Raw genomic sequence first — 22,231 nt, 5'->3', positions numbered from 1 at the left:
CGAAGTTCAAACGCCCACGGGCACCAGGCCGGAAAGTCGACGGGTGACCGCCACGAAGGCCTGCATTTTCGCATGGGCGGCACCGCTGGCAATCGTGGCGCGGGCCAGCTCGATGCCGTCGGAGATCGAGGCGACCACGTCGGCGGCGTACAGCGCCGCGCCCGCGTTGAGGCAGACGATGTCGTGCGGCACGCCGGCCTCGCCCTGCAGCGCGCCCAGCAGCATCGACCTGGACTCCTCCGCGTTCTCCACCCGCAGGTTGCGGCTGGAGGCCATCGCCAGGCCGAAGTCCTCCGGCTCCACCTCGTACTCGCGCACCACGCCGTCGCGCAGTTCGCCGACCAGGGTCGCCGCGCCCAGCGAGATCTCGTCCATGCCGTCGCGGCCCCACACCACCAGCGCATGCCGCGCGCCCAGCTGCTGCAGCGCGCGCACCTGGATGCCGACCAGGTCGGGATGGAACACGCCCATCAGGATGTTCGGGGCGCCGGCCGGGTTGGTCAGCGGGCCGAGGATGTTGAACAGCGTGCGCACGCCCATTTCCTTGCGCACCGGCGCCACCACCTTCATCGCCGGATGATGGTTCGGCGCGAACATGAAGCCGATGTCGGTCTCGGCCATGCACGCGGCAACCTGTGCCGGCGCCAGCTCGATCGACGCGCCCAGCGCCTCCAGCACGTCCGCACTGCCAGACTTCGACGACACGCTGCGACCGCCATGCTTGGCGATGCGCGCGCCGGCCGCCGCCGCCACGAACATCGAGGCGGTGGAGATGTTGAAGCTCGACGCACCGTCGCCGCCGGTGCCGACGATATCCAGGAAATGCGGATGTGCCGGCGCCTCGACCTTCGCCGACAGCTCGCGCATCACCCGCGCCGCGCCGGTGATCTCGCCCACGGTTTCCTTCTTCACCCGCAACCCGGTGATGATCGCCGCCGTCATCAGCGGGCTCACCTCGCCGTTCATGATCTGGCGCATCAGCGCGATCATCTCGTCGTGGAAGATTTCGCGATGCTCGATCAGCCGTTGCAGGGCTTCCTGCGGCGTGATCGTGATGGTCTGCACGCTGTCGTTCATGCCGCCGCCCGCAGCGGCTGTCCCAGGAAATTGCGCAGCAGGTCGTGGCCGTGCTGGGTCAGGATCGACTCGGGATGGAACTGCACTCCCTCGACCGCCAGCGTCTTGTGGCGCAGGCCCATGATCTCGTCGATCGAGCCGTCCGGATTTTCCGTCCACGCGGTGACTTCGAGGCAATCGGGCAGCGACGACTTCTCCACCACCAGCGAGTGGTAGCGCGTCGCCTCGAACGGATTGGGCAGGCCGGCGAACACGCCCTGGCCGCGATGGATCACCGGCGAGGTCTTGCCGTGCATGATCTGCTTGGCCCGGATCACCTTGCCGCCGAACACCTGGCCGATCGCCTGGTGGCCCAGGCACACGCCGAACACCGGGATCTCGCCGGCCAGCTCGCGCAGCACGTCCAGCGACACGCCCGAATCATCCGGCGTGCCGGGTCCGGGCGAAATCATGATGTGCGCAGGCCGCAGCGCGCGGATGCCGGCGACATCCAGCGCATCGTTGCGCACCACCTTCACCTGCTGACCCAGCTCGCCCAGGTACTGCACGAGGTTGTAGGTGAAGCTGTCGTAGTTGTCGATCATCAGCAGCATGGGGGCATCGCTTCGTGGCATTGGCGCAGTGCGTCATGATAACCACAGTGCGCCTGCCGCGCCCGCGCCGATGGGGAGCCTGGCTCAGCCGCGCGGCGCCAGCATCTTTGCCGACAACCCCGCATCCACCAGCGGCGCCGGCAGTGGCAGGCCCAGCGCCAGGTGGGCGCAGGCTTCGCCCATCGCGGCGCTGGTCTGGATGCCGTAGCCGCCCTGCGCGGCGACCCAGAAGAAGCCGGGCGCATCCGTTGCGAACCCGCCGACCAGGTCGCCGTCGGCGACGAACGAACGCAGGCCGGCCCAGGTGCGGCGGGGCCGGCGGATCGTCATCGTGGTCGCCTGCTCGATGTTGTGGATGCCCAGCGCGATGTCGTATTCCTCCGGCTGCACGTCGTGCGGCTCGACCGGATCGGCGTTCGCGCACGAGCCCAGCAACAGGCCGGCGTCGGGCTTGAAATAGAAGGTTTCGCTGAAGTCGTTGATGAAGGGCCAGCGCGCTGTGGCCAGCGCCTCGGGCGGATCGAACACGAAGGCGGAGCGCCGCTTCGGCACGATGCCCAGCGGCGCCACGCCGGCGAGCCTGGCCACCTGGTCGACCCAGGCGCCGGCCGCGTTGATCAGCAACGGCGCGCGGTACGCGTGTTCGCCATCCTCCACGCGCCAGCCGCCGGTATCGCGCTCGATCGCCCGGATCGCCACGTCCACCCGCAACTGGCCACCGCGCGCACGCAGCCCGCGCAGGAAGCCCTGATGCAATTCGTTGACATCGATGTCGGCCGCACCCGGCTCATGCAGGCCGATTTGCGCAAACTCCGGCCGCAGCACCGGCACGGCGGCCTGCAACTGCGCTGCGTCATGCAGCTCGATGTCGCGCGTGAACGGCCGGATCGCCTCGTACAACGCGCTCACGTCATCCACCTGCGCCGCGTTACCGACCAGGGTGGCGCCGCGCGGACCGAGGATGGGCTCGGCGGCGAAACCGGCCGGCGGCGAGGCCAGGAACGGCCGGGTGGCGCGGGTCAGTGCACGCACCTGGGCCGAACCGTAGGTTTCGCTGAACAGCGCCGCCGAGCGGCCGGTCGAATGCATGCCGGCGTAGGACTCGCGCTCCAGCACCAGCACGCGCGCATGCGGCGCAAGGAAGTAGGCGACCGAGGCGCCGGCCATGCCGGCACCGATCACGATCACGTCGGTTTCGATCAGATCCATTTCGAGCTCGGGGTTGAAGATGGGGGAATGGGGAACGGGGAAAGCGGGGTTCTAGGGCTCTGCTTCGCTATTCCCGACTTGCCGTGATTGACGATTGACCACGCTGGTGGCGGCAAGGTCGCCGGTGACGTTGCCCAGGGTGGCCAGCGCGTCGGGAATCGTGTCGACCGCCAGCATCAGGCCGAGCGGACTGAGCGGCAGGCCCATCGCCTGCGCCACCGGCAGGTTGGTGGCGACGAAGGTGACCTGCCCCGGCAAACCCACCGAGCCCAGGCTGATCACCACCGCCAGCAGCGCACCGGCCAGCAGCTGCGCGGTGGACAGGTCGACGCCGTAGGCCCAGGCGATGAACACCGCCGAGGTGACGTACTGCACCGGGCTGGTCAGGCGGAACAGGCTCACCGCCATCGGCAGCACCAGCGCGGCCACCTGCTTCGGGTAACCAAGCCGGCGGTCGGCGCTTTCCAGCATCGCCGGCAACGAGGCCAGCGACGACTGCGTGCTGATCGCCACCACCTGCGCCGGCACCAGCGCGGGCACGAAGCGGCGCAGCCGTTCGCCGCCGAAGAACAGCGCCACCGGCAGCATCATCACGGTAACCGACAGGTACAGCAGGCATTCCACCAGCACGTAGACACCCAGCGCGCTGAGCATGCCCAGCCCGGAGCGGGCGCATACGGAAAGGATCAGCGCGAACACGCCCAGCGGCGCCACCCACAGCACCCAGCGCACGATCACGATCATCGCGTCGGCGATCGCCTGGAAGAATTCCACCAGCATCGCGCGACGTGCCGGCTCGATGCGGGTCAGTGCGAAACCCAGGAACAGCGCGAACACCACCAGCGGCAGCATCGCGCTCTGCGCCGCGGCCATGATCGCGTTGCTGGGCACGATCGCCACCAGCGTATCGATCCAGTTCGGCGCCGCCTGCGCGGCGGCCGGCACGCTGGCGTGATCGAGCGCCACGACCAGGGCGGGATTGTGCGGAAACAGCGAGAACACCAGCGGCGCGGCCAGCGCCGCGAACAGCGCGCCGCCGGTCAGGATCAGCAGGAAGGTCACGATCGCCCGCCGCGCGATGCGCCCGGATGCCGCCGCGTCGCTGGCGGTGTTGACGCCCACCACCACCAGCGCCAGCACCAGCGGCACCACGGTCATCTGCAGCGCGTTCAGCCACAGCTTGCCGATCGGCTGCACCACGTTGGCCACCTGCAACGCCGCGGTTTCGTTCCAGCCGGCCAGCAGCAGGCCGATCACCGCGCCCGCGGCCAGTCCGGTCAGCACACGGGACGTCGCACTCATCGGGCGGCATCCGTGGCGGCGATGGCCGGCAACTGCCACGCCGTGCGCAGCCGCTCGTACTCGCCCTGCGGCAGCAGCACGAACACCGGATGATCTTCCGGCTTCAGCCACCCCAGCAGCGACTGCATCACCGCGGGCGTCATCGCGGTGCAGCCGGCGGTGGCGTCGCTGGGCGACTTCCACAGGTGGGCGAAGATGCAGCTGCCGGCCTGCGGAACGTTCGCGGGGTTCTGCTCGATCACGAAGCCCATGCGGTAGCGCTGGTCGCCGTGCGCGTGCAGGTCGCGCCGCATCGGCTCGGTGGAACCCTTCACCGCCGCGGCGCCGACCACGCTGGCGTCGACGATGCGGTTGTAATGCTTCGCGCCGCTGACGTCGACGCAGTATTCGGTGGCGTTGAGCGCCAGGTACGGCATCGCGGTGTCGACGCTGGCGGCATAACCGAAGCTGTCGCCGATGCGGAACACCCCGGCCGGGCTGCGGTTGTCGCCCTCGCGCTTGACCGGCCCGCCGGCGTCGGCCTGCGGCGCGTTCAGTCCGAGGCCCCAGCCAGCACCGTTCTTGCCGATGGTCACCGGCACCGCGGCGCGCACCTCGCGCCAGCCATCGCCTGCCCGCGCGAACGTGCGCAGCGTGCCGTGGTCCACGTTCCAGCCGGCCGTGGTCACCACGATCATCTGGCGCGCGTCATGCCACGGCGTCTTCGCCGTGCCGGCATGCGCGGTGCCGGCGAGCGTGACGGCGAACGTCAACAGGGCAAGGGTTCGGCGGTTCACAGTCATCGGCTTTCCACTCGGCAGATCATCGTCACGCAACATGTTGTGGGAGGCCGCGCGGGCGCCGCCTTTTGCAAATCCCGAATCCCTGGCCCAAAAAATCCCCGCCCTCAAGGCTCCAGCATCAGCTGGATGCGATCGAGGTTGGCCAGCAGCTGGGCGTGGCGGTCGTCACCGCCTTCGCACAGCTGCACGAACAGGCCGTCCAGCAGGTGCTGCAGCGCCGACTGGTACAGCAATGGCTGGATGTACGGCAGCTCGTCGTGGGCGGACACCACCAGGGCGAGGTCGGCCAGCGTGCGCAGCGGGTTGGCGGTGTGCCGGGTCACCGTGATCACCTGGCCGCGACGCTCGCGGAAGTAGCGGGCGATCTTGCCCAGCGCCGGATGGTTGCCGTGCTCGGAGAACACCAGCAGCACGTCGCCGGCGCCGGCGACGGAGATGTTGGCGGTCATCCGCGCGGTGTCGAAGTTGTGCACGGTGAGGATGCCCAGCAGCGACAGCCGCAGCGCGAAGTTGCGCGCGTAGATGTCGTCCTCGCCCAGGCCGATGATGAACACCTTGCCGCTGCGGCCAGCCTGGGCGATCGCCTCGGCCACCGCCTGCAGCGTTTCCGGCGGGTTGATCAGCCGGGTCGCCTCCTCGGCCTCGGACTTGCGCCGCCACAGGGTCGAGCCGCCGGCATCGCCGTCGCTGGCGGCCGCCAGCTCCGGCGCGTCGCCGTTGTCGGCGCGGGCGATCGCCTCGCCCACCGAATACTTGAGATCCGGATAACCCTTGAAGCCCAGCTTCTGGGTGAACTTGACCACGCTGGACTGGCTGATGCCCAGCGCATTGGCCAGTTGCTGCGAGGAGTAGTCGCGCAGCAGCTGCGCGTTCTCCAGCACGAAGTCGGCGATGCGCCGCTCCACTGCCGACATCTGGTCGCGTTCCGAACGGATTTTGACCAGCGGCGACATCAGTCTTCGATCCTCTCCAGGCCCCGTATCTCGCGGATGCCCAGGCCGGGTGCGTCCGTCACCGAGATCTCCGATTCGTTGAAGATTACCCCACCGTCCACCGGGTTGAACTGGCCCAGCGAAGGTCCGTCGAGGTCGATCTTGGTGATCACGTCGGCCTTGGCCACCGCCACGTGCACGGCAGCCGCCACGCTGATGCTGGTCTCCAGCATGCAGCCGATCATGCATTCGATGCCGTGCATGCCGGCGATGTCGGCGATGCGGATCGCGTTGGAGATGCCGCCGGTCTTCATCAGCTTGATGTTGATGATGTCGGCCGCGCGCAGGCGGATCAGCTCGATCACCTCCATCGGGCCGAACACGCTCTCGTCGGCCATCACCGGCGTGTGCACCCGTTCGGTGACGTAGCGCATGCCGGCCAGGTCGCGCGCCTTGACCGGCTGCTCGATCAGCTCCAGCTTGATGCCGGCATCTTCCAGCGTCTGCAAGGCGTACACCGCCTGCTTGGCGGTCCAGCCCTGGTTCGCGTCCAGCCGCAGCAGCGCACGGCCCTCGACCGCGGCGTAGATCGCCTTGACCCGCTCGATGTCGACGCCGATGTCCTTGCCGACCTTGATCTTCAGCGACTCGAAGCCGCGCTCCACCGCCGAGATCGAGTCGGCCACCATCTTGTCGATGTAATCGACGCTGATGGTGATGTCGGTGGTGATCACCGGATCGCCGCCGCCGAGCAGCTTGTACAGCGGCGCGTTGTAGAGCTGGCCCCACAGGTCGTACACCGCGATCTCCACCGCCGCCTTGGCGCTGGTGTTCTTCTCCATCGACGACTGGATCAGCTGGGTGATGTGGTTGAGGTTGGCGATGTCCTGGCCGATCAGCCGCGGCGAAATGTAGTGCCGGATCGCGTCGATGATCGAGCCGTGGGTGTCACCGGTGATCACCGCGGTGGCCGGCGCTTCGCCATAGCCGATCTCGCCGCTGTCGGTGTGCACCATCACCACGATGTCTTCCACCGTGGAGACGGTACGCAGGGCCGTCTTGAACGGGGTCTTCAGCGGCACCCGCAGCATGCCGAACTGGATGTCGGTGATTTTCATGGGCAAACCTTCATGGAATCCGTGTCCTTGTTTTTGTTGCAGGCGGGCTCAATGACGGATGCGCACGATGCTGGTCATGCGGTCGACAAAGGTCTGCTTGTCGTTGTAGAGCATCGGCAGCAACGGCGTCACCGATACCGCGTTGAGCTTGACGCGGGCCTTGCTGCCATCGGCCTTGCGATAGCTCATGCCGCCCACGTCGTGGATCACCCAGGGCTGGCCCTTGTACTGGCCGATCACCATCATCACGTGGCCGGGGATGTAGACCAGGTCGCCCACCTGCAGTTCATGCGCGGCCTTGAGGCGCGCCTCGCGGCTGTCCTTGTCGGTGAACAGCCGATGCTCCAGCGCCGGGCTGATCGACTGCTTGCTGGTATCGCGCGGCATCTGCACGCCCATGCTGCGATACACGTCGGAAACAAAACCGCTGCAGTCGCGGCCGTCGTAGGCATGCCCCCAGCCATAGCGCTCGCCGAGGAACTTGAAGGCCTGGTGGAGGATGTTGGCCGGGGTCAGCGGCAGGTAGTCGCCGGCCGTGTCGGTGTTCTTCTGCAGCAGCGCGGGCGAGAACTGCAGCTTGCCGGCGGCATCGCGCCACGGCAGTTCCAGCGTGTACGCCGCGTACGCCGTCTGCCCGTTGACCGGCTGGTCCGGCGCCAGGCCGCTGGCCAGCGGCACGCGCGTGCTCATGTCCAGTTGCAGTTGCGACAGTTCGGGACGTTCGCGGGTGAACACCGTGCGCTCGCTGGCTCCGGTGATCACCCGGTACGGCGACTTGTCGACGTAACCGAAGACCTGCGCCGCGCTGCCCTCGGCCACGTTCTCCGCCTTCGTCCACGCGGCATAGCGCGGACTCAGCACGAACAGCCAGCGGCCGTCGGCACTGGCATGGGCGATCACCACCGGTACGCCGGGGAACTCGGCGGTTTCCTGGAAGCGGTCGATGTCGGTGTCATCGTTCGAGCTGAACACGCGCAGGTCGGTGGGAAACGCCCGGAACGCGGCGCGCTGCACGATCAGTCCGTAACGCGTGGGCTGGCTGGCCGGGATCTTGTCCAGGGCGAGATCCGCCACCAGCGCATCGAACGTCGCCGACGGCACCGGCTTGCCCTCGACGTCGTAGCGCTGGCGCGTGGGGCGCTCCGAAACATGCGTGATCCAGCCACTGACCTGCTCGCGCGAAAGCGTGGCCGGCAGCTTGCGCAGGTCGTGCATCGACGGATCGAGCTGCAGCAGCTTCGCGTTCTCCGCCTCGATCGTGGCGCGATCCATGATCACCCGGTCGGGCTGCGCCTGCAGGCCGATCCAGAACTGCGGGGTCAGCTGCGCCTCGCCCACGCCCAGCACGCCCGACGGCGGTATCGTCAGCGCATCATTCGCCTCGCGCGCCTGCAGCGGTGCGCCGGCGAAGGCGAAGGCAAGCACGCTGGCGGCAATCAGGGAAAATCGCATCGTTCCGGTCCTGTATCGAATACGCATCACGGTAGCGCCAGTGCCGACATGATCGTCGCCACCAGCAGGCCGAAGCCCGTGCCCAGGATGTAACCGAGCAAGGCCAGCAGAATACCCACCGGTACCAGCGCGGCCGAGTAGCTGGCCGCCAGGATCGGCGTGGCGGCCACGCCGCCAATATGCGCCAGCGAGGAGATGCCGCACAGGTACAGATCGAAGCGGAACAGCTTGGCAAAGCCGACCAGCAGCACCGCGTGGATCGCGATGACGGTGGCTCCGCACAGCAGGTACAGCGGTGCCGCGGCGATCCCGTGGAAATTGCTCTGCGAGGCCAGCACCGCCACCACGCTGATCAGCATCGCGCTGGAAATCGTGCCGGCACCGGGAAACCGCGCCAGCGGCGTATGCGCCACCACCAGCCCGCAGCCGGTGGCCAGCAGGATGGTCCAGGTGGTGGCGCTGACCATGCCCGACACCGGCAGCCAGCCGGCCAGCCAGCCCGACAGCGCCGCCACTGCCAGCGCCATGCCCAGCCACAGCAGCACGCTGTCGTAGGTGGTCGGCGCGCTGGTCTTCGGCTCGGCCAGCGGGATGTCGCCGCTGGACTTGGCCCGGGTCCAGCGGTTGAACGCCGGCGCCAGCCGCGCCACCGAGAACAGCACCACCACCCACATCGAGTAGCACAGCGCATCGGTCAGCAGCGACATCGCCAGCAGGTCGTCGGGCATGGCGATCGCCTGCTTCACCGCGATCATGTTGGCGGTGCCGCCGACCCAGCTGCCGGACAGCGCGGCCAGTGGCTGCCACTGGTTGCCCGGCAGCCAGTGGCGATAGATCAGGAAGCTGGCGATGAAGGCCACGAACAGGCTGACCGAGGTGCAGGCGAACACGCCCAGCACGCGCGGCCCCAGTCGCCAGATCGCGCGCAGGTCGCAGTTGATCATCAGCAGGAACAGCAGGGCCGGCACCATGTGCGACACCAGCATCGACTGCGCCGCCTTGATCTCGGCATTGACCTGCCACAGCCCCGACACCGCCAGCGCGGTGACCAGCAGGTAGGTCAGCACGATCGGCGGCAGCACCGAAAAGATCTTCCAGCCGAAGCGGCGCTCGATCGCCGGAAACAATCCCGCGACCAGCAACATCAGCGCCAGATAAGGCCAGACCGTATGGATCACATGCACCCCCTCGTGGATCGTTTGCGGGCATCCACAGGCTGACGGTTTGCGGCCAGCAAGGAATAGCTGATTCTTGTTGAGTTCAATCGAAGCATAAATTATTGACCAGCATTTGCAAGCGTGTTACACAACCGTTTCAGGGGTTCAATCACGGGGACGTTTGTCGATGGATACGTTGCTACCTGTCGCACCGGTAACACGTCAGCCCACACGCGGGCTGCGCCCGATGGCGTGCCTGTTCGCCCTGCTGCTTGGCAGCTCCGTCGCCTTCGCCGGCGTGGATGCCAGCAACGGAACCACCGCCCCCATCATCGCCCAGATCGATGCCGGCCATTTCCAGGCCGCCGAAGCGGCGATCACCGCCGCGCTGGCACAGCCCGGCGTGCCGGCCGACACGCAGCACGAACTGGCCTTCCAGCGCGAGCGCATGCGCCGCATCCTGCTCGACTTCACCCTGAGCGCGGACGATGTCGAGGCGCGTGTGCGCAAGCAGATCCCCGACCTCACCGAGGCCGAGTTCGCGAAGTGGAACGCAGCCGGCCTGTTCGAGCATCAGCTGATCGACGGCAAGACACTTTATTTCAAGCGTTCGCCGGGCAACCTGTTCCGGCTCAACGCCGAGGCGGTGGCGCGGCGCGCGGTGCAGACGCCGATCAGCGACGGTCCGATGGAAGCGCTGAACGATCACCAGCGCGCAATCTACAAGGCGGCGCTGGCCGAACATCGCAGCAGCGTGCTGCCGCGCCGCTTGCGCATGACGCAGACGCTGACCGTCGCCGCCGACGCCGTCCCCGCCGGCGAAACCGTGCGCGCGTGGATTCCGTATCCGCAGGCGATACCCGGCCAGCAGGAAGACATCCGCTACGTGGCCAGCGTGCCGGCGCAGCACCGCATCGCGCCCGAGTCCGCGCCGCAGCGCACCGCGTATCTGGAGAAGCCGGCGGTGGCCGGGCAGAAGACCGTGTTCTCGGTGACCTGGGAACTGACCCAGTACGCGCAGTACCACGCGATCGATCCGGCCCGCGTGGTGCCCGCCACGATCACCCCCGAGCTGGCGCCGTTCGTGGCCGAGCGCTCGCCGCACATCGTGTTCACCGACGCGATGCGCGCGTTCTCGCGCAAGGTGGTCGGCGACGAGAAGAACCCGTACCGCATCGCGCAGAAACTGTTCGCGGCGGTCGACCGGATTCCCTGGGCCGGCGCCCGCGAATACTCGACGATTTCCAACATCAGTGATTACGCGCTGCACGCCGGCCATGCCGACTGCGGCCAGCAGACCCTGCTGCTGATGACCCTGTTGCGACTCAACGGCATACCCACGCGCTGGCAGTCGGGCATGGTGTTCTCCAACGACGGCAGCGGCTACAGCAACATCCACGACTGGGGCTTCGCCTACCTCGCGCCCTACGGCTGGGTGCCGATGGACGTCACCACCGGCCGCCTGCATCCGTCGCCTGCGGACGACCCGGCGCTGGAATGGTTCTACCTCGGCGGGCTCGACGAATACCGCATCGCCTTCAACAGCGACTACGACCGTCCGTTCCAGCCGGCCAAGCAGCAGTTCCGTTCGGACAACGTGGACTCGCAGCGCGGCGAGGCGGAATGGCGCGGCGGCAACATCTATTTCGATCAGCTGGATTACGACTTCGACTGGCAGCTGCTGCCAGCGGCGCAGGGACGCAGCGGCAAATAACAGAAAGCCTTCAATAAACATGGCATCGACGGCGTCGATGGGGAGATGGGGAAATGAGCAACAGTCGCAGCTTGCGCAGAACCGTACTTTGCATGGCGCTGGGCCTTGGCCTGGGGTCACTGGCCGCGCCGGCGGCCTTCGCCGGCAACAATGACGGTTCGGTGGTGGGCCATGCCCAGGCCGGCGCGGTGATCACCGCGGTGAATCCGGCCACCGGGCTGACCCGCACGATCACCGCCGACCAGCGCGGCAACTACCGCTTCCCGTTCCTTCCCGTCGGTGACTACACCGTCAGCGCCAGCGTGAACGGCCAGCCGCTCGGCCAGCCGCGTACCGTCACCGTCAGCCTCGGCAACGCCACCACGCTGGACCTGGGCGCCTCGCCCAATGCCACCGAACTTTCGGCGATCCAGGTCACCGGCAACGGCCTGCCGGTGATCGACGTGACCTCGACCGAGTCGGCCACCAATGTCTCGCGCGCCGAACTGGTGCGCCTGCCGGTCGACCAGAACGTCACCTCGGTGGCCCTGTTGGCGCCGGGCGTGGTCAAGGGCAACGCGGGCTTCGGTGGCATTTCCTTCGGCGGTTCGTCGATCGCCGAGAACGCGTTCTACGTCAACGGCCTCAACGTCACCGACTTCTACAACCGCAACGGCTTCTCCGAAGCCCCGTTCGCCTTCTACGACCAGTTCCAGGTCAAGACCGGCGGCTATTCGGTGGAGTTCGGCCGCACCACCGGCGGCGTGGTCAACGCCGTGGCGCGCTCGGGCACCAATGAATTGAAAGGCGGCATGGAGGTCACCCTGGAGCCGGGCAACTGGCATTCGCGGGCCGACGACCAGTACGACGCCGACGGCCATCGCTACATCACCGCCAGCCGCGACCAGGGCTCGCTGGTGAAGACGAACGTCTGGGCGTCCGGCCCGATCATCAAGGACAAGCTGTTCATCTTCGCGATGTACGAAGCCCGCGGCAGCAGCCCGCGCAACACCAACGATGCGGGCAACACGCTCACCTCGAACAGCGCCAACACCGGCTTCTGGGGCACCACGATCGACTGGAACATCACCGACAGCAACGTGCTGCAACTGATGGCCTTCTCCGACAAGAACAAGAACACCGGCGACGTCTACAGCTACGACTACGACAGCAACACCGTCGGCCCGCTCACCAACAAGGTCTTCAGCGATACCGGCGGCAAGGACTGGGCGCTGACCTGGACCAGCTACCTCACCAACGACCTGTCGATGAAGCTGATGTACGGCCGCAACGAGCGCGAAGCGTTCACCCGCTCGCAGCTGGACATCGGCTGCAACTACGTGTCGGGCAACAACGCCTTCCTGCAGCTCCACGACCCGGGTGTCGCGCTGGGTTGCACCAGCAATTCCACCGTCTACGATCGCAACGACGTCCGCAAGCAGGCGCGCGCCGACTTCGAATGGACGCTGGGCGACCACCTGCTGCGCTTCGGCTACGACCACGAGAACGACACCTCCGACTACAGCCGCTACTACGCCGGGCCGGGCGCGTACTACTACAACCTCTATGCGGCCAGCGCCGGCTCGACCATTCCCAACGGCGGCGTGATGCCGGCCGGCTACGACTCCTACATCCGCGCCCGCCGCTACGAGATCTCCGGCACGTTCACCACCAAGAATGCCGCCTACTACATCGAGGACAACTGGCAGGTCAGCCCCAACCTGGTGCTCAACCTCGGCGTGCGCAACGACAGCTTCGACAACGAGGATGCGGCGGGCCGCAGCTACATCAAGATGGATCGGCAGATCGCCCCGCGACTGGGCTTCTCCTGGGACATGAAGGGCGACGGCAGCGCCAAGCTGTTCGGCAACCTCGGCCGCTACTACCTGCCGGTGGCCAACGTGATCAACATCAAGCAGGCCGGCGGCCTGCTCGACGAGCGTACCTATTACGCGTTCGACGGCTGGGACATCCAGACGCTCAACGGCGTGGAATACGCCGTGCCCAAACTCGGCCCGCAGATCGGTGCGGTCGACGATTCGCAGGGTGACGGCACCGTCGGCGATCTGCGCGCGGAAGTCGACCATGACATGGACCCGGTCTACCAGGACGAGGCGATCCTCGGCTTCCAGCAGCTGATCAGCTCGCAGTGGTCGTGGGGCGTCAAGGGCACCTACCGTCGCCTGCACAACGCGATCGACGACATGGAGATCAGCGCCACCGCCCAGTGCGGCGAGGATGGCTACATCGGCTGGGTGATGGCCAACCCCGGCCAGAAGGTCACCGTCTGGGGCGACACCAACTGCGACGGCGACGCCGATGGCTACCTCACCGTCGACACCTCGAAGGAAGGCTGGGCGATGTACGACGCCGACGGCAACTACCTGGGCCAGCGCGGCTGGGTGAAGCCCAAGCGCACCTACGCCGCCGTCGAACTGCAGCTGGATCGCGCGTGGGACGAGAAGTGGTCGATGAACGCCTCGTACACGATGTCGTGGAACCGCGGCAACGCGGAGGGTCCGGTCAACTCCGACACCAACTTCGACGACACCGGCCGCACCGAGAACTTCGATGATCCGTGGGTCAACCTGGGCGGCGATGGCTACCTGCCGAACGACCGCCGTCACCAGTTCAAGCTGCGCGGCACCTACGCGCTGACCCCGCACTGGCAGCTCGGCGCCGACCTCAACGTGGCCTCCGGCGGACCGATCACCGGCTTCGGTGTGGGCAACCCGTACGACGGCACCAACTACCACAGCTACTTCATCTGCGTGGACAACTGCGACTCGCCGACGTCCGAGGATCGCGTCTACGAACGCTCGCCGCGCGGCAAGTACGGTCGCCTGCCGTGGACCTACAACCTCAACGCCGGCATCACCTACGTGAAGCCGTTCGATGGCGGCGAATTCCGGGTGAAGCTGGCCGTCTACAACCTGCTCAACCAGAAGCGCACCACGTCGGTGGACCAGGACCTGCAGACCGACATCTCCAATGAGACCAGCAGCACCTTCCGCCAGCCGCTGGGCTTCCAGTCGCCGCGGTTCACCCAGCTGACCATGTCCGTCAACTTCTGATCGACCTCCCCGATCGCGGCCCGCCAGCTGGCGGGCCGCACTTTTTTGAAACCCTCCTTTTCCGAAAGACGGCGTACCTGCCATGCTTCCGCAAACCAGCCGTCCCGCATCGCCCGCGCCGATCTCCGAAACCGCCGACGAGTCCCGCCTGTTCGATGGCGTCGACCTGCCACGGCTGGCTGAACGCATGGGCACGCCGCTGCACGCCTACTCGGCCAGCGCGATCCGCCAGCGCATCGATGAACTGCACGCCGCCCTGCACGGGCTGGACGCACTGATCTGCTACGCGGTGAAGGCCAATTCGAACCTGGCCATCCTGCAACTGATGGCGAATGCCGGCGTGGGCGCCGACATCGTCTCGGTGGGTGAACTGCGCCGCGCGCTGCATGCGGGCATTCCCGCCGAACGCATCGTGTTCTCCGGCGTCGGCAAGAACGCCGACGAGATCGCCGGCGCGCTGAACGTCGGCATCCAGCGCTTCAACGTGGAATCGCACGACGAACTGCTCACCCTGCAACGCGTGGCCCGGGCCCAGGACGTGGTGGCGCGCGCCGCCGTGCGCATCAACCCCGACGTGGATGCACAGACCCACGCGAAGATTTCCACCGGCAAGTCGGAGAACAAGTTCGGCGTCAGCATCGACGAGGCGCGCCGCTGGTTCGCCGAGCGCAAGTCGCTGAGCCACGTGCAACTCGATGGCCTGCACGTGCACATCGGCTCGCAGATCCTCAGCGTCGAACCGTTCCGGCTCGCGCTGCGGCGCGTCGCCGCGTTCTGGCGCGAGCTCGAACAGGCCGGCCACCCGATCCGCAGCATCGACGTCGGTGGCGGACTCGGCGTGTGCTACCGCGCCGGCGTGGATCAGCCGGTGGCCGCCGCCGACTACGTGGCCGTGATCCGCGCCGCGCTGGCCGGCTACCACGGTCGCCTGCTGCTGGAGCCCGGCCGCTACCTGGTGGCCGAAGCCGGCGTGCTGCTGACCCGGGTGATCCGGGTCAAGCCGGGCGAGCAGCGCCAGTTCCTGGTGCTGGACGCGGCGATGAACGACCTGCAGCGCCCCAGCCTGTACGACGCCTGGCACGACATCGTCCCGGTCATCGACGAGGGCCGTCCCGTCACCACCTATGACATCGTCGGCCCGGTCTGCGAAACCGGCGACACCTTCGCCCGCGGCCGCGAGTTGCCCCGCTGCGAAGCAGGCGACCTGTTGCTGATCAGGGCCACCGGCGCGTACGGTGCATCGATGGCATCCACCTACAACTCGCGACCGCTGGCCGCCGAGGTGATGCTGCAGAACGGCCGCTACGCCATCGTGCGGCGCCGCCAGCACTTCGAGGAAATGATTGCCGGCGAGCAGCCGGCCCGCCAATGGGAGACAGCATGAACACCATCCTCCGCCTTGCCCTGCTCGCCGCACTGGCCACCAGCACCGCCGTATCGGCGCAGCCGGCGCAGGACCCGCCGGTCACCATCGACAGCCACGTCGACATTCCGTTCAACTACATGGGCGAGCCGCGTTTCGATGTGGGCAAGGACACCCGCCTGCTGGTCGACCTGGGCAAGATGGAACGCGGCGGCCTCAACGCGGCGTTCTTCGTGATCTGGGTGCCGCAACACCAGCTCGACGCCGCGGGCTACGCCAAGGCGGTGCAGCAAGCCAGCCAGAAGTACGACGGCATCGGCCGCATGCTGATGATGTATCCCGACCGCATTCGCCTGGCCACCACGCCCGAACAGCTGATGGCCAATCGCAAGGCCGGCCTGCTCTCGGCCACCATCGAGATCGAGAACGCCTACTCGCTCGGCCACGACATCCGCCGCCTCGACGCCGCCTTCGATCGTGGCGCGCGCTCGGTCGGCCTGGTCCACGTCGGCAACAACGACCTGTGCTCCAGCTCGCTGCCCGACACCGAACACGGCGAGCCGGCGATGAACAGCGCCGGTGACCATGGCATGAGCGACTTCGGCCGCGCCGTGGTGAAGCGCGCCAACCAGCTCGGCATGATGGTCGACATCTCGCACGCCTCGGACAACTGCGTGCGCGACGCGCTGAAGGCCTCCGCCACGCCGATCATCGCCACCCACTCCGGCGCCCGCGCCGTGCTCGACCATCCGCGCAACCTGCCCGACGACCTGCTGCGGGCGATCGCCGCCAAAGGCGGCGTGATCGACGCCGTGGCCTACAAGGAATTCCTCAAGAAGGATCCGGGCCGCGAGGCCGCGGAAAAGAAACTGCAGGACGCCATTGCCAAGCAGGCCGGCGAAAAGGCATACGACAGCGACAGCGACGACTACCGCCCCGAGATGGAAGCGGGCATGGCCGAGATCCAGAAGAAATACCCGCTGGCCACGCTGGACGATTACGTGAAGCAGATCCGCCACATGGTGAAGGTAGCCGGCATCGACCACGTCGGCATTTCCTCCGACTTCGACGGCGGTGGCGGCATCACCGGTTGGAAAGACGCCAGCGAAACCCGCAACGTCACCGCCGCGCTGCGCAAGGCCGGCTTCAGCGACGCGGACATCGCCAAGCTGTGGGGCGGCAACCTGTTGCGCGTGTGGGGCGAGGTCGAGCGCCATGCACAGCACTGATCAAGCTCTGCTCCCTCCCCTGCGCAGCAGGGGAGGGCTGGGGTGGGGTGCTCTTCCGCACGCCGGAGCAACCCCCTCACCTGAAGGACTCCCTTCGGTCGCCAACCTTCCCCCTGCAAGCAGGGGGAGGAGCCAAGAGCACCTGCTCCCTCCCCTGCGCAGCAGGGGAGGGCTGGGGTGGGGTGCTCTTGTGCTTACGCTCCTGCTCGCCAGTTCCAGCGCCATCGCCCAAACCGCCAACCCCGCCTACGACAGGATCGTCGACGCCACCATCGCCCGCTACCACCTGCCCGGCATCGCCGTGGGCGTGATCGAGAACGGCAAGGTCGTCTACACCCGCACTGCCGGCGAAACCGTCGCCGGCTCCGGCCAGAAGATCACCCCTCAAACGCTGTTCAAGATCGCCTCCAACAGCAAGGCGATGACCACCGCCCTGCTCGGCCGCCTGGTCGACCAGGGCAAGCTTCGCTGGGACGATCCGGTGACGAAATACCTGCCGGAATTCCGCATGCACGATCCGTGGGTCACCGCGAACATGCGCGTGGCCGACCTGCTCACCCACTCCAGCGGCCTGCCCGAGGGCGGCGGCGACCTGATGCTGTGGCCGGAGCCGAACGCGTTCACCCGCGCCGACATCATCCACGGCCTGGCCTTCATCAAGCCCGGCTACAGCTTTCGTTCGCAATACCAGTACGACAACCTGCTCTACGTGGTGGCCGGCGAAGTGGCCGCCGCCGCGGGCGGCGAGTCGTACGAAACGCTGATGCATCGCGAAGTGTTCGCGCCGCTGCACCTGGACCGTTGCCAGGTCGGCGCGTGGAACCGCGACGCGGTGGGCGACGTGGCCACGCCGCATCGCCGCGACGGCGATCGCAACGTGCCGATCCCGGAAGCCGCCGCGATCCCGGCGATCACCTCCGCGCCGGCCGGTGGCATCCGCTGCGACCTCACCGACATGCTGAGCTGGGCGCGCAACTGGCTGGTGCCGACCCACGCACAGTTGCAGTGGCTGTCGCCGGTGCAACGTGAGGTGCTGCAGGCGCCGCACATGCTGATCCCGGTCTCCGCGCAACGCCGCGCCTGGGACAACTCGCACGTGATGGCCTACGGCTACGGCTGGCGCATGACCGACGTGGACGGCCAGTGGCTGGTCTGGCACACCGGCACCCTGAACGGCATGTACTCGATGCTGGCCCTGCTGCCGGATCGCAACAGCGGTTTCGTGTTCATGATCAACGGCGAGGCGGACGATGCACGCACCGTGCTCGGCGAAATGCTGACCAAGCACTTCACCGCGCCCGCCGAACCGCGGGACGTGAACTGGTACGCCGACGCGCTGGAGCGGCGGGCCGCGCAACGCCCCGCCGACGCCACGGCGCCGGACACCTCGGCACAACGCCCGGCCACCACGGCCGAACTCGCCTCGTGGGCCGGCGCCTATCGCGACCCGTGGTTCGGCGACGTCTCGCTGTGCCCGCGCGACGGCAAGGTCCGCTTCGCCGCCGCCAAATCGCCTTCGCTGACCGGCACCGTGATGCGCCTGGGCGAGCGTTACCTGGTGCACTGGGATGGCGGCGAACTCGATGCATGGCTCGATTTCCATGCCGCTTCCGCAGGCACGCCGGTCAGCTTGCGCATGGCCAAGCTCGATCCGCAGGGCGACTTCAGCTCCGACTACGAAGACCTCGACTTCCAGCGCACGGGAGACTGCCCATGAAGAACCCGCCCCTCGCAAAACCCCTGCCCCCGCTGGCGGGGGAAGGTGCCAACTGCGAAGGCAGGATGCCGAAGCGGACGGCGAAGCCGGCCCGAAGGGCGTGCCGCAGGAGCGGCACGCAAAGCGGATGGGGGGCTTTGGGTCGGCGTGTGCCCCCATCCGCCCTCCGGGCACCTTCCCCCGCAAGCGGGGGAAGGAAGGTTGTCTTGGCCTTGATGCTCTGCCTCTGCATCGGCAGCCTCCACGCCCAGGACAAACCCGCCCTGTCACCCGCGAAAACCGCCGCCGAAGCGAACTTGGTCGACATCCGCACGCTGGTGCCCGACATGGCCGAGGACATCAAGTACGCCGGCAGCGACAATTTCATGGGCACGCCGGCGGACGGCTATCGCGCACCGGCCTGCCTGCTGCTGCGTCCGGTCGCCGAGGCGCTGGCGCGGGTCGAGCGTGACCTGCGCACGCGCCACCAGCGCCTGAAGATCTGGGACTGCTACCGCCCCGCCCGCGCGGTGGCGCATTTCGTGCGTTGGGCCCACGATCTTTCCGACCAGCGCACCAAGCCGCAGCACTACCCGCGCCTGGACAAGTCCGAACTCCTGCACGGCTACATCGCGGAAAGCTCGGGCCACAGCCGCGGCGCCACCATCGACCTGACCATGCAACGGTGCGCCGCCGACGGCAGCCGCTGCGAGCCGCTGGACATGGGCACGGATTTCGATTTCTTCGACGTGCGCGCGCACACCGACACGCCCGACGTCATGCCGCAGCAACACGCGAACCGCCTGCTGCTGCGCGACGCGATGGAGCGCGAGGGCTTCCGCAACTATCCGATGGAGTGGTGGCATTACACCCTCGACCCGGAGCCGACGCCGCACACGCTCTACGACGTGCCGGTGCAATGACCCGAAACCCGCAGCGCAAAGGCGACATGCCATGTACAAACCACTTGCCAGCCTCGCCGTTGCCGTCCTGCTCGGCGGCTGTGCCTCCGCGACCAAGCCGGTCGATCCCACCGATGCGCTGATGGCGCGCTATGCCGGCGACGTGCCCGGCGCCTCGCTGCTGGTGCTCAAGGACGGCAAGCCCATCGTCAGCCGCAGCTACGGCCTGGCCAATCTCGAGGACGACGACGAGACCACGCCGGACACCAATTATCGACTCGCCTCGGTGAGCAAGCAGTTCACCGCGGCGGCGATCCTGCTGCTGGCCGAAAGCGGCCGGCTCCACCTCGACGACCCGGTGCGCCACTGGCTGCCCACGCTGCCGGAGACGGACTCCGCCGTCACCCTGCGCCAGTTGCTCACGCACACCGGCGGCCTGGTCGACTACGAGGACCTGATCCCGCCCGGCACCACCGACCAGGTCAGCGACAACGACGTGCTGCGGATGCTGTCGGCCACGCCGAAAACCTACTTCGCGCCGGGCACGACCTACCGCTACAGCAACTCGGGCTATGTGCTGCTGGGCCTGGTGGTGGAGCGTGCCTCCGGCATCAGCCTGCCGCTGTATCTCCGGCAGCACATCTTCCAGCCGCTGCACATGGACCACACCCTGATGTACATGCGCGGCGGCCCCGAAGTGGAAAACCGCGCCTACGGCTACAGCGAAGAGCACGGCCAGTGGACGCGCACCGACCAGAGCGTCACCAGCGCCACCCGCGGCGACGGCGGCATCTATTCCTCGGTCGAGGACATGGCGAAGTGGGACGCCGCGCTGTACGACAACCGCCTGCTCAGCGACGCCTCGCGCCAGCTCGCCTTCAGCCCGCACGTGAAGGTCACCGGCGAGCCGTACGAGGCCAGCTACGGCTACGGCTGGCGCATCACCGGCGACACGCTGTGGCACTCCGGCGAGAGCATCGGCTTCCGCAACGTGATCGTGCGCTGGCCGAAGCAGCACCTTACCGTGATCCTGCTCAGCAACCGCAACGAGCCGGAGCCGTACCGCACCGCGCTGGCGATCGCGCAGCCTTACCTGCAGGAACCGTGATGTCCCGTCCGATCCGTTTGTCGCGCAGCGTCGCCGTCCTGGCGCTGGTCGCCCTGCTCGCCGCCTGCGCCCACGCGCCGCCGCGCAACCCGCTGGCGACCTGGGTACCCTCGCCCAACCACGACATCCGCCGGCCGGTGCTGATCGTGGTGCACTTCACCAATCAGCACTCGGCGCAGGAAAGCCTGGACACGCTGCGCACGAAGAACAGCGGCGGCCCGGTGAGCTCGCACTACCTGGTGGGCAGCGACGGCCACATCTACCAGCTGGTGTCCGACCAGTTGCGCGCCTGGCACGGCGGCGGCGGCCACTGGGGCACGATCACCGACATCAACTCCGCCTCGATCGGCATCGAGCTGGACAACGACGGCCATTCGCCGTTCGCCCAGGCGCAGATCGACAGCCTGTTGCGCCTGCTCACCGACCTCACCACGCGCCTGCACATTCCGCGCACGCAGATCATCGGCCATCAGGATTTCGCGCCCACGCGCAAGGACGATCCCGGCCCGCTGTTCCCCTGGTCGCAACTGGCTGCCGCCGGCTTCGGCTTGTGGCCGCAGGGCGAACTGATCGATCCGCCCGCGGGCTTCGATCCGTGGATGGCACTGGGCCTGGTCGGCTACCCGCTGGAGGATCGCGCCGCGGCGGTGCGCGCGTTCCACAACCACTACCGCGGCATCGGCGGCGACGCGCTGGACGCCCAGGATCTGCGCATCCTCTACAACCTGGCGCAGATCGTCGAACGCGGCACACCGCTTACCGACTGAACGTTTCCGTGGACGGCTCGGCGATCCGCTGGAGATCGGACGCCGCGCCCTCGAAGCGCGGCGTCACCTCCGGCGTGGCAGCCCGCGGCGGAAACGCCAGCACCTGGTCGGTATAGGTCTCGATCAGGGCGCTGAACGGCCGGTTGCCTGCGTCATACAACAGCGCGCGATGCTGCAGGATCGCGTGGGGAATCGCCTGCGTGCCGGCTGCCGCGGACACCGACCACAGCACCCGTGCGCTCAGTGTTTTCCGCCGGAAATGCAGCGGCCGCACCACCTTGCCGAATGGCACGTCGCTGGTGTCGAGCTGGTGATTCATCGCCGCGGTGAGGCGATCGGGCAGATACCAGTTGTCCGCCTCCGACAGCACATGGTCGCCGCAGGCCAGTTGCACCCGCCGGTATTTCACCCGCTGGTCGGCTCCCGCCATCAGTTGCGCGCGCAGCTCGGGCGGCAGCGGCTTGTCCACGCCGCGCACCCGATGCGCCACCACGCGCGCCGGCGACGCCATCCGATGCGCGGCGCACCAGCGTTCGAGCGTCAGCGTGGCGCTGTCATGGCCGAGCAGGTCGGCATTGAGGGTTTGCAGCATTCGCTGCGCCTGCATCCGCCCCTGCCGCGTATCACGCCAGCCACCGGCAACCGGTTCGCGCGCGATGGCGGCGCTGCAGGCCAGCAGCAAGAACACGGCAACCGGGGTGGCACGCAGCAGCGATCGAGTCATGGTCATCTGTCGCGCGCCTGCCGCACGGGCAGCGACGCGCGAGTCCCGGGGAA

Annotated in this window: 18 protein-coding genes; 8 read left to right on the top strand and 10 right to left on the bottom strand. The window is 67.6% G+C overall.

The annotated features are described in order from the left end of the window. Positions 1 to 6: 6 nt before the first annotated feature. The 9 genes from trpD to ASD55_RS03385 all read right to left on the bottom strand — a co-directional run bounded on the left by trpD (position 7) and on the right by ASD55_RS03385 (position 9,643). On the bottom strand, positions 7 to 1,077 hold the full coding sequence (trpD, locus tag ASD55_RS03425) for an anthranilate phosphoribosyltransferase (RefSeq protein WP_056763740.1): 1,071 nt from the start codon (positions 1,075 to 1,077) through the stop codon (positions 7 to 9). Next, a complete protein-coding gene (locus ASD55_RS03420; protein ID WP_056763738.1) occupies positions 1,074 to 1,670 on the bottom strand; it encodes an aminodeoxychorismate/anthranilate synthase component II in 597 nt (198 codons plus the stop codon). The genes trpD and ASD55_RS03420 overlap by 4 nt, the downstream gene beginning before the upstream one ends. Before the next feature lie 84 nt (positions 1,671 to 1,754). Further along, a complete protein-coding gene (locus ASD55_RS03415; RefSeq protein WP_056763736.1) occupies positions 1,755 to 2,879 on the bottom strand; it encodes an FAD-dependent oxidoreductase in 1,125 nt (374 codons plus the stop codon). Positions 2,880 to 2,930: 51 nt separating this feature from the next. Beyond that, positions 2,931 to 4,181, bottom strand: a complete 1,251-nt coding sequence (locus tag ASD55_RS03410) for a dicarboxylate/amino acid:cation symporter (protein WP_056718502.1) — start codon at positions 4,179 to 4,181, stop codon at positions 2,931 to 2,933. Further along, positions 4,178 to 4,963, bottom strand: coding sequence for a L,D-transpeptidase family protein (locus tag ASD55_RS03405; RefSeq protein WP_056763734.1), 786 nt, complete (start codon positions 4,961 to 4,963; stop codon positions 4,178 to 4,180). The genes ASD55_RS03410 and ASD55_RS03405 overlap by 4 nt, the downstream gene beginning before the upstream one ends. A 104-nt stretch (positions 4,964 to 5,067) precedes the next feature. Then, positions 5,068 to 5,916 (bottom strand): MurR/RpiR family transcriptional regulator, encoded by an 849-nt coding sequence (locus ASD55_RS03400; protein WP_056763733.1) that lies wholly within the window; start codon positions 5,914 to 5,916, stop codon positions 5,068 to 5,070. Then, a complete protein-coding gene (locus ASD55_RS03395) occupies positions 5,916 to 7,013 on the bottom strand; it encodes a dipeptide epimerase (protein WP_056763731.1) in 1,098 nt (365 codons plus the stop codon). Before ASD55_RS03395 ends, ASD55_RS03400 begins: the two co-directional genes overlap by 1 nt. Before the next feature lie 48 nt (positions 7,014 to 7,061). After that, complete coding sequence (locus ASD55_RS03390) at positions 7,062 to 8,465, bottom strand: SH3 domain-containing protein (RefSeq protein ID WP_056763730.1); 1,404 nt, start codon at positions 8,463 to 8,465, stop codon at positions 7,062 to 7,064. Positions 8,466 to 8,491: 26 nt separating this feature from the next. Next, complete coding sequence (locus tag ASD55_RS03385; protein ID WP_056718517.1) at positions 8,492 to 9,643, bottom strand: DUF819 family protein; 1,152 nt, start codon at positions 9,641 to 9,643, stop codon at positions 8,492 to 8,494. A 166-nt stretch (positions 9,644 to 9,809) separates the two neighbouring features. Here ASD55_RS03385 and ASD55_RS03380 point away from each other — a divergent pair, with 166 nt between their 5' ends. The 8 genes from ASD55_RS03380 (at position 9,810) to ASD55_RS03345 (ending at position 21,454) form a co-directional block, all read left to right on the top strand. After that, positions 9,810 to 11,336, top strand: coding sequence for a transglutaminase domain-containing protein (locus tag ASD55_RS03380; RefSeq protein ID WP_056718506.1), 1,527 nt, complete (start codon positions 9,810 to 9,812; stop codon positions 11,334 to 11,336). Positions 11,337 to 11,389: 53 nt separating this feature from the next. Next, the gene (locus ASD55_RS03375; RefSeq protein WP_056763728.1) at positions 11,390 to 14,389 is read left to right on the top strand and encodes a TonB-dependent receptor; all 3,000 of its coding nucleotides are present in this window, start codon (positions 11,390 to 11,392) and stop codon (positions 14,387 to 14,389) included. Positions 14,390 to 14,471: 82 nt separating this feature from the next. After that, positions 14,472 to 15,773: a diaminopimelate decarboxylase gene (lysA, locus tag ASD55_RS03370; RefSeq protein ID WP_056763726.1), complete on the top strand. Its 1,302-nt coding sequence runs from the start codon at positions 14,472 to 14,474 to the stop codon at positions 15,771 to 15,773. After that, the gene (locus ASD55_RS03365) at positions 15,770 to 16,981 is read left to right on the top strand and encodes a dipeptidase (protein WP_056763725.1); all 1,212 of its coding nucleotides are present in this window, start codon (positions 15,770 to 15,772) and stop codon (positions 16,979 to 16,981) included. The genes lysA and ASD55_RS03365 overlap by 4 nt, the downstream gene beginning before the upstream one ends. A 190-nt stretch (positions 16,982 to 17,171) precedes the next feature. Next, positions 17,172 to 18,698, top strand: coding sequence for a serine hydrolase (locus tag ASD55_RS03360; RefSeq protein ID WP_255357460.1), 1,527 nt, complete (start codon positions 17,172 to 17,174; stop codon positions 18,696 to 18,698). Between the two features lie 215 nt (positions 18,699 to 18,913). Next, positions 18,914 to 19,600: a M15 family metallopeptidase gene (locus tag ASD55_RS03355; RefSeq protein ID WP_056763723.1), complete on the top strand. Its 687-nt coding sequence runs from the start codon at positions 18,914 to 18,916 to the stop codon at positions 19,598 to 19,600. 31 nt (positions 19,601 to 19,631) lie between these two features. Beyond that, positions 19,632 to 20,687, top strand: coding sequence for a serine hydrolase domain-containing protein (locus ASD55_RS03350; protein WP_056763721.1), 1,056 nt, complete (start codon positions 19,632 to 19,634; stop codon positions 20,685 to 20,687). Next, positions 20,687 to 21,454 carry an N-acetylmuramoyl-L-alanine amidase gene (locus tag ASD55_RS03345; protein ID WP_056763720.1) on the top strand — a complete coding sequence of 256 codons (768 nt, stop codon included), beginning with the start codon at positions 20,687 to 20,689 and terminating at the stop codon, positions 21,452 to 21,454. Before ASD55_RS03350 ends, ASD55_RS03345 begins: the two co-directional genes overlap by 1 nt. Here the strand turns inward: ASD55_RS03345 and ASD55_RS03340 are convergent. Further along, positions 21,444 to 22,184, bottom strand: coding sequence for a hypothetical protein (locus ASD55_RS03340; RefSeq protein WP_056763718.1), 741 nt, complete (start codon positions 22,182 to 22,184; stop codon positions 21,444 to 21,446). The genes ASD55_RS03345 and ASD55_RS03340 overlap by 11 nt on opposite strands. Positions 22,185 to 22,231: the final 47 nt, after the last annotated feature.

This window comes from Rhodanobacter sp. Root561 (assembly GCF_001427365.1).
Lineage (GTDB): Bacteria > Pseudomonadota > Gammaproteobacteria > Xanthomonadales > Rhodanobacteraceae > Rhodanobacter.
This window is presented reverse-complemented; position numbering and strand designations above follow the sequence as displayed.

Bases quoted from the DNA above. Each gene is read 5' to 3' on its own strand.
- ASD55_RS03390 (WP_056763730.1), bottom strand. From the start codon at position 8,465: ATGCGATTTTCCCTGATTGCCGCCAGCGTGCTTGCCTTCGCCTTCGCC.
- ASD55_RS03365 (WP_056763725.1), top strand. From the start codon at position 15,770: ATGAACACCATCCTCCGCCTTGCCCTGCTCGCCGCACTGGCCACCAGC.
- ASD55_RS03350 (WP_056763721.1), top strand. From the start codon at position 19,632: ATGTACAAACCACTTGCCAGCCTCGCCGTTGCCGTCCTGCTCGGCGGC.
- trpD (WP_056763740.1), bottom strand. From the start codon at position 1,077: ATGAACGACAGCGTGCAGACCATCACGATCACGCCGCAGGAAGCCCTG.
- lysA (WP_056763726.1), top strand. From the start codon at position 14,472: ATGCTTCCGCAAACCAGCCGTCCCGCATCGCCCGCGCCGATCTCCGAA.
- ASD55_RS03415 (WP_056763736.1), bottom strand. From the start codon at position 2,879: ATGGATCTGATCGAAACCGACGTGATCGTGATCGGTGCCGGCATGGCC.
- ASD55_RS03380 (WP_056718506.1), top strand. From the start codon at position 9,810: ATGGATACGTTGCTACCTGTCGCACCGGTAACACGTCAGCCCACACGC.
- ASD55_RS03420 (WP_056763738.1), bottom strand. From the start codon at position 1,670: ATGCTGCTGATGATCGACAACTACGACAGCTTCACCTACAACCTCGTG.
- ASD55_RS03340 (WP_056763718.1), bottom strand. From the start codon at position 22,184: ATGACCATGACTCGATCGCTGCTGCGTGCCACCCCGGTTGCCGTGTTC.
- ASD55_RS03355 (WP_056763723.1), top strand. From the start codon at position 18,914: ATGCTCTGCCTCTGCATCGGCAGCCTCCACGCCCAGGACAAACCCGCC.
- ASD55_RS03410 (WP_056718502.1), bottom strand. From the start codon at position 4,181: ATGAGTGCGACGTCCCGTGTGCTGACCGGACTGGCCGCGGGCGCGGTG.
- ASD55_RS03405 (WP_056763734.1), bottom strand. From the start codon at position 4,963: ATGACTGTGAACCGCCGAACCCTTGCCCTGTTGACGTTCGCCGTCACG.
- ASD55_RS03395 (WP_056763731.1), bottom strand. From the start codon at position 7,013: ATGAAAATCACCGACATCCAGTTCGGCATGCTGCGGGTGCCGCTGAAG.
- ASD55_RS03400 (WP_056763733.1), bottom strand. From the start codon at position 5,916: ATGTCGCCGCTGGTCAAAATCCGTTCGGAACGCGACCAGATGTCGGCA.
- ASD55_RS03375 (WP_056763728.1), top strand. From the start codon at position 11,390: ATGAGCAACAGTCGCAGCTTGCGCAGAACCGTACTTTGCATGGCGCTG.
- ASD55_RS03345 (WP_056763720.1), top strand. From the start codon at position 20,687: ATGTCCCGTCCGATCCGTTTGTCGCGCAGCGTCGCCGTCCTGGCGCTG.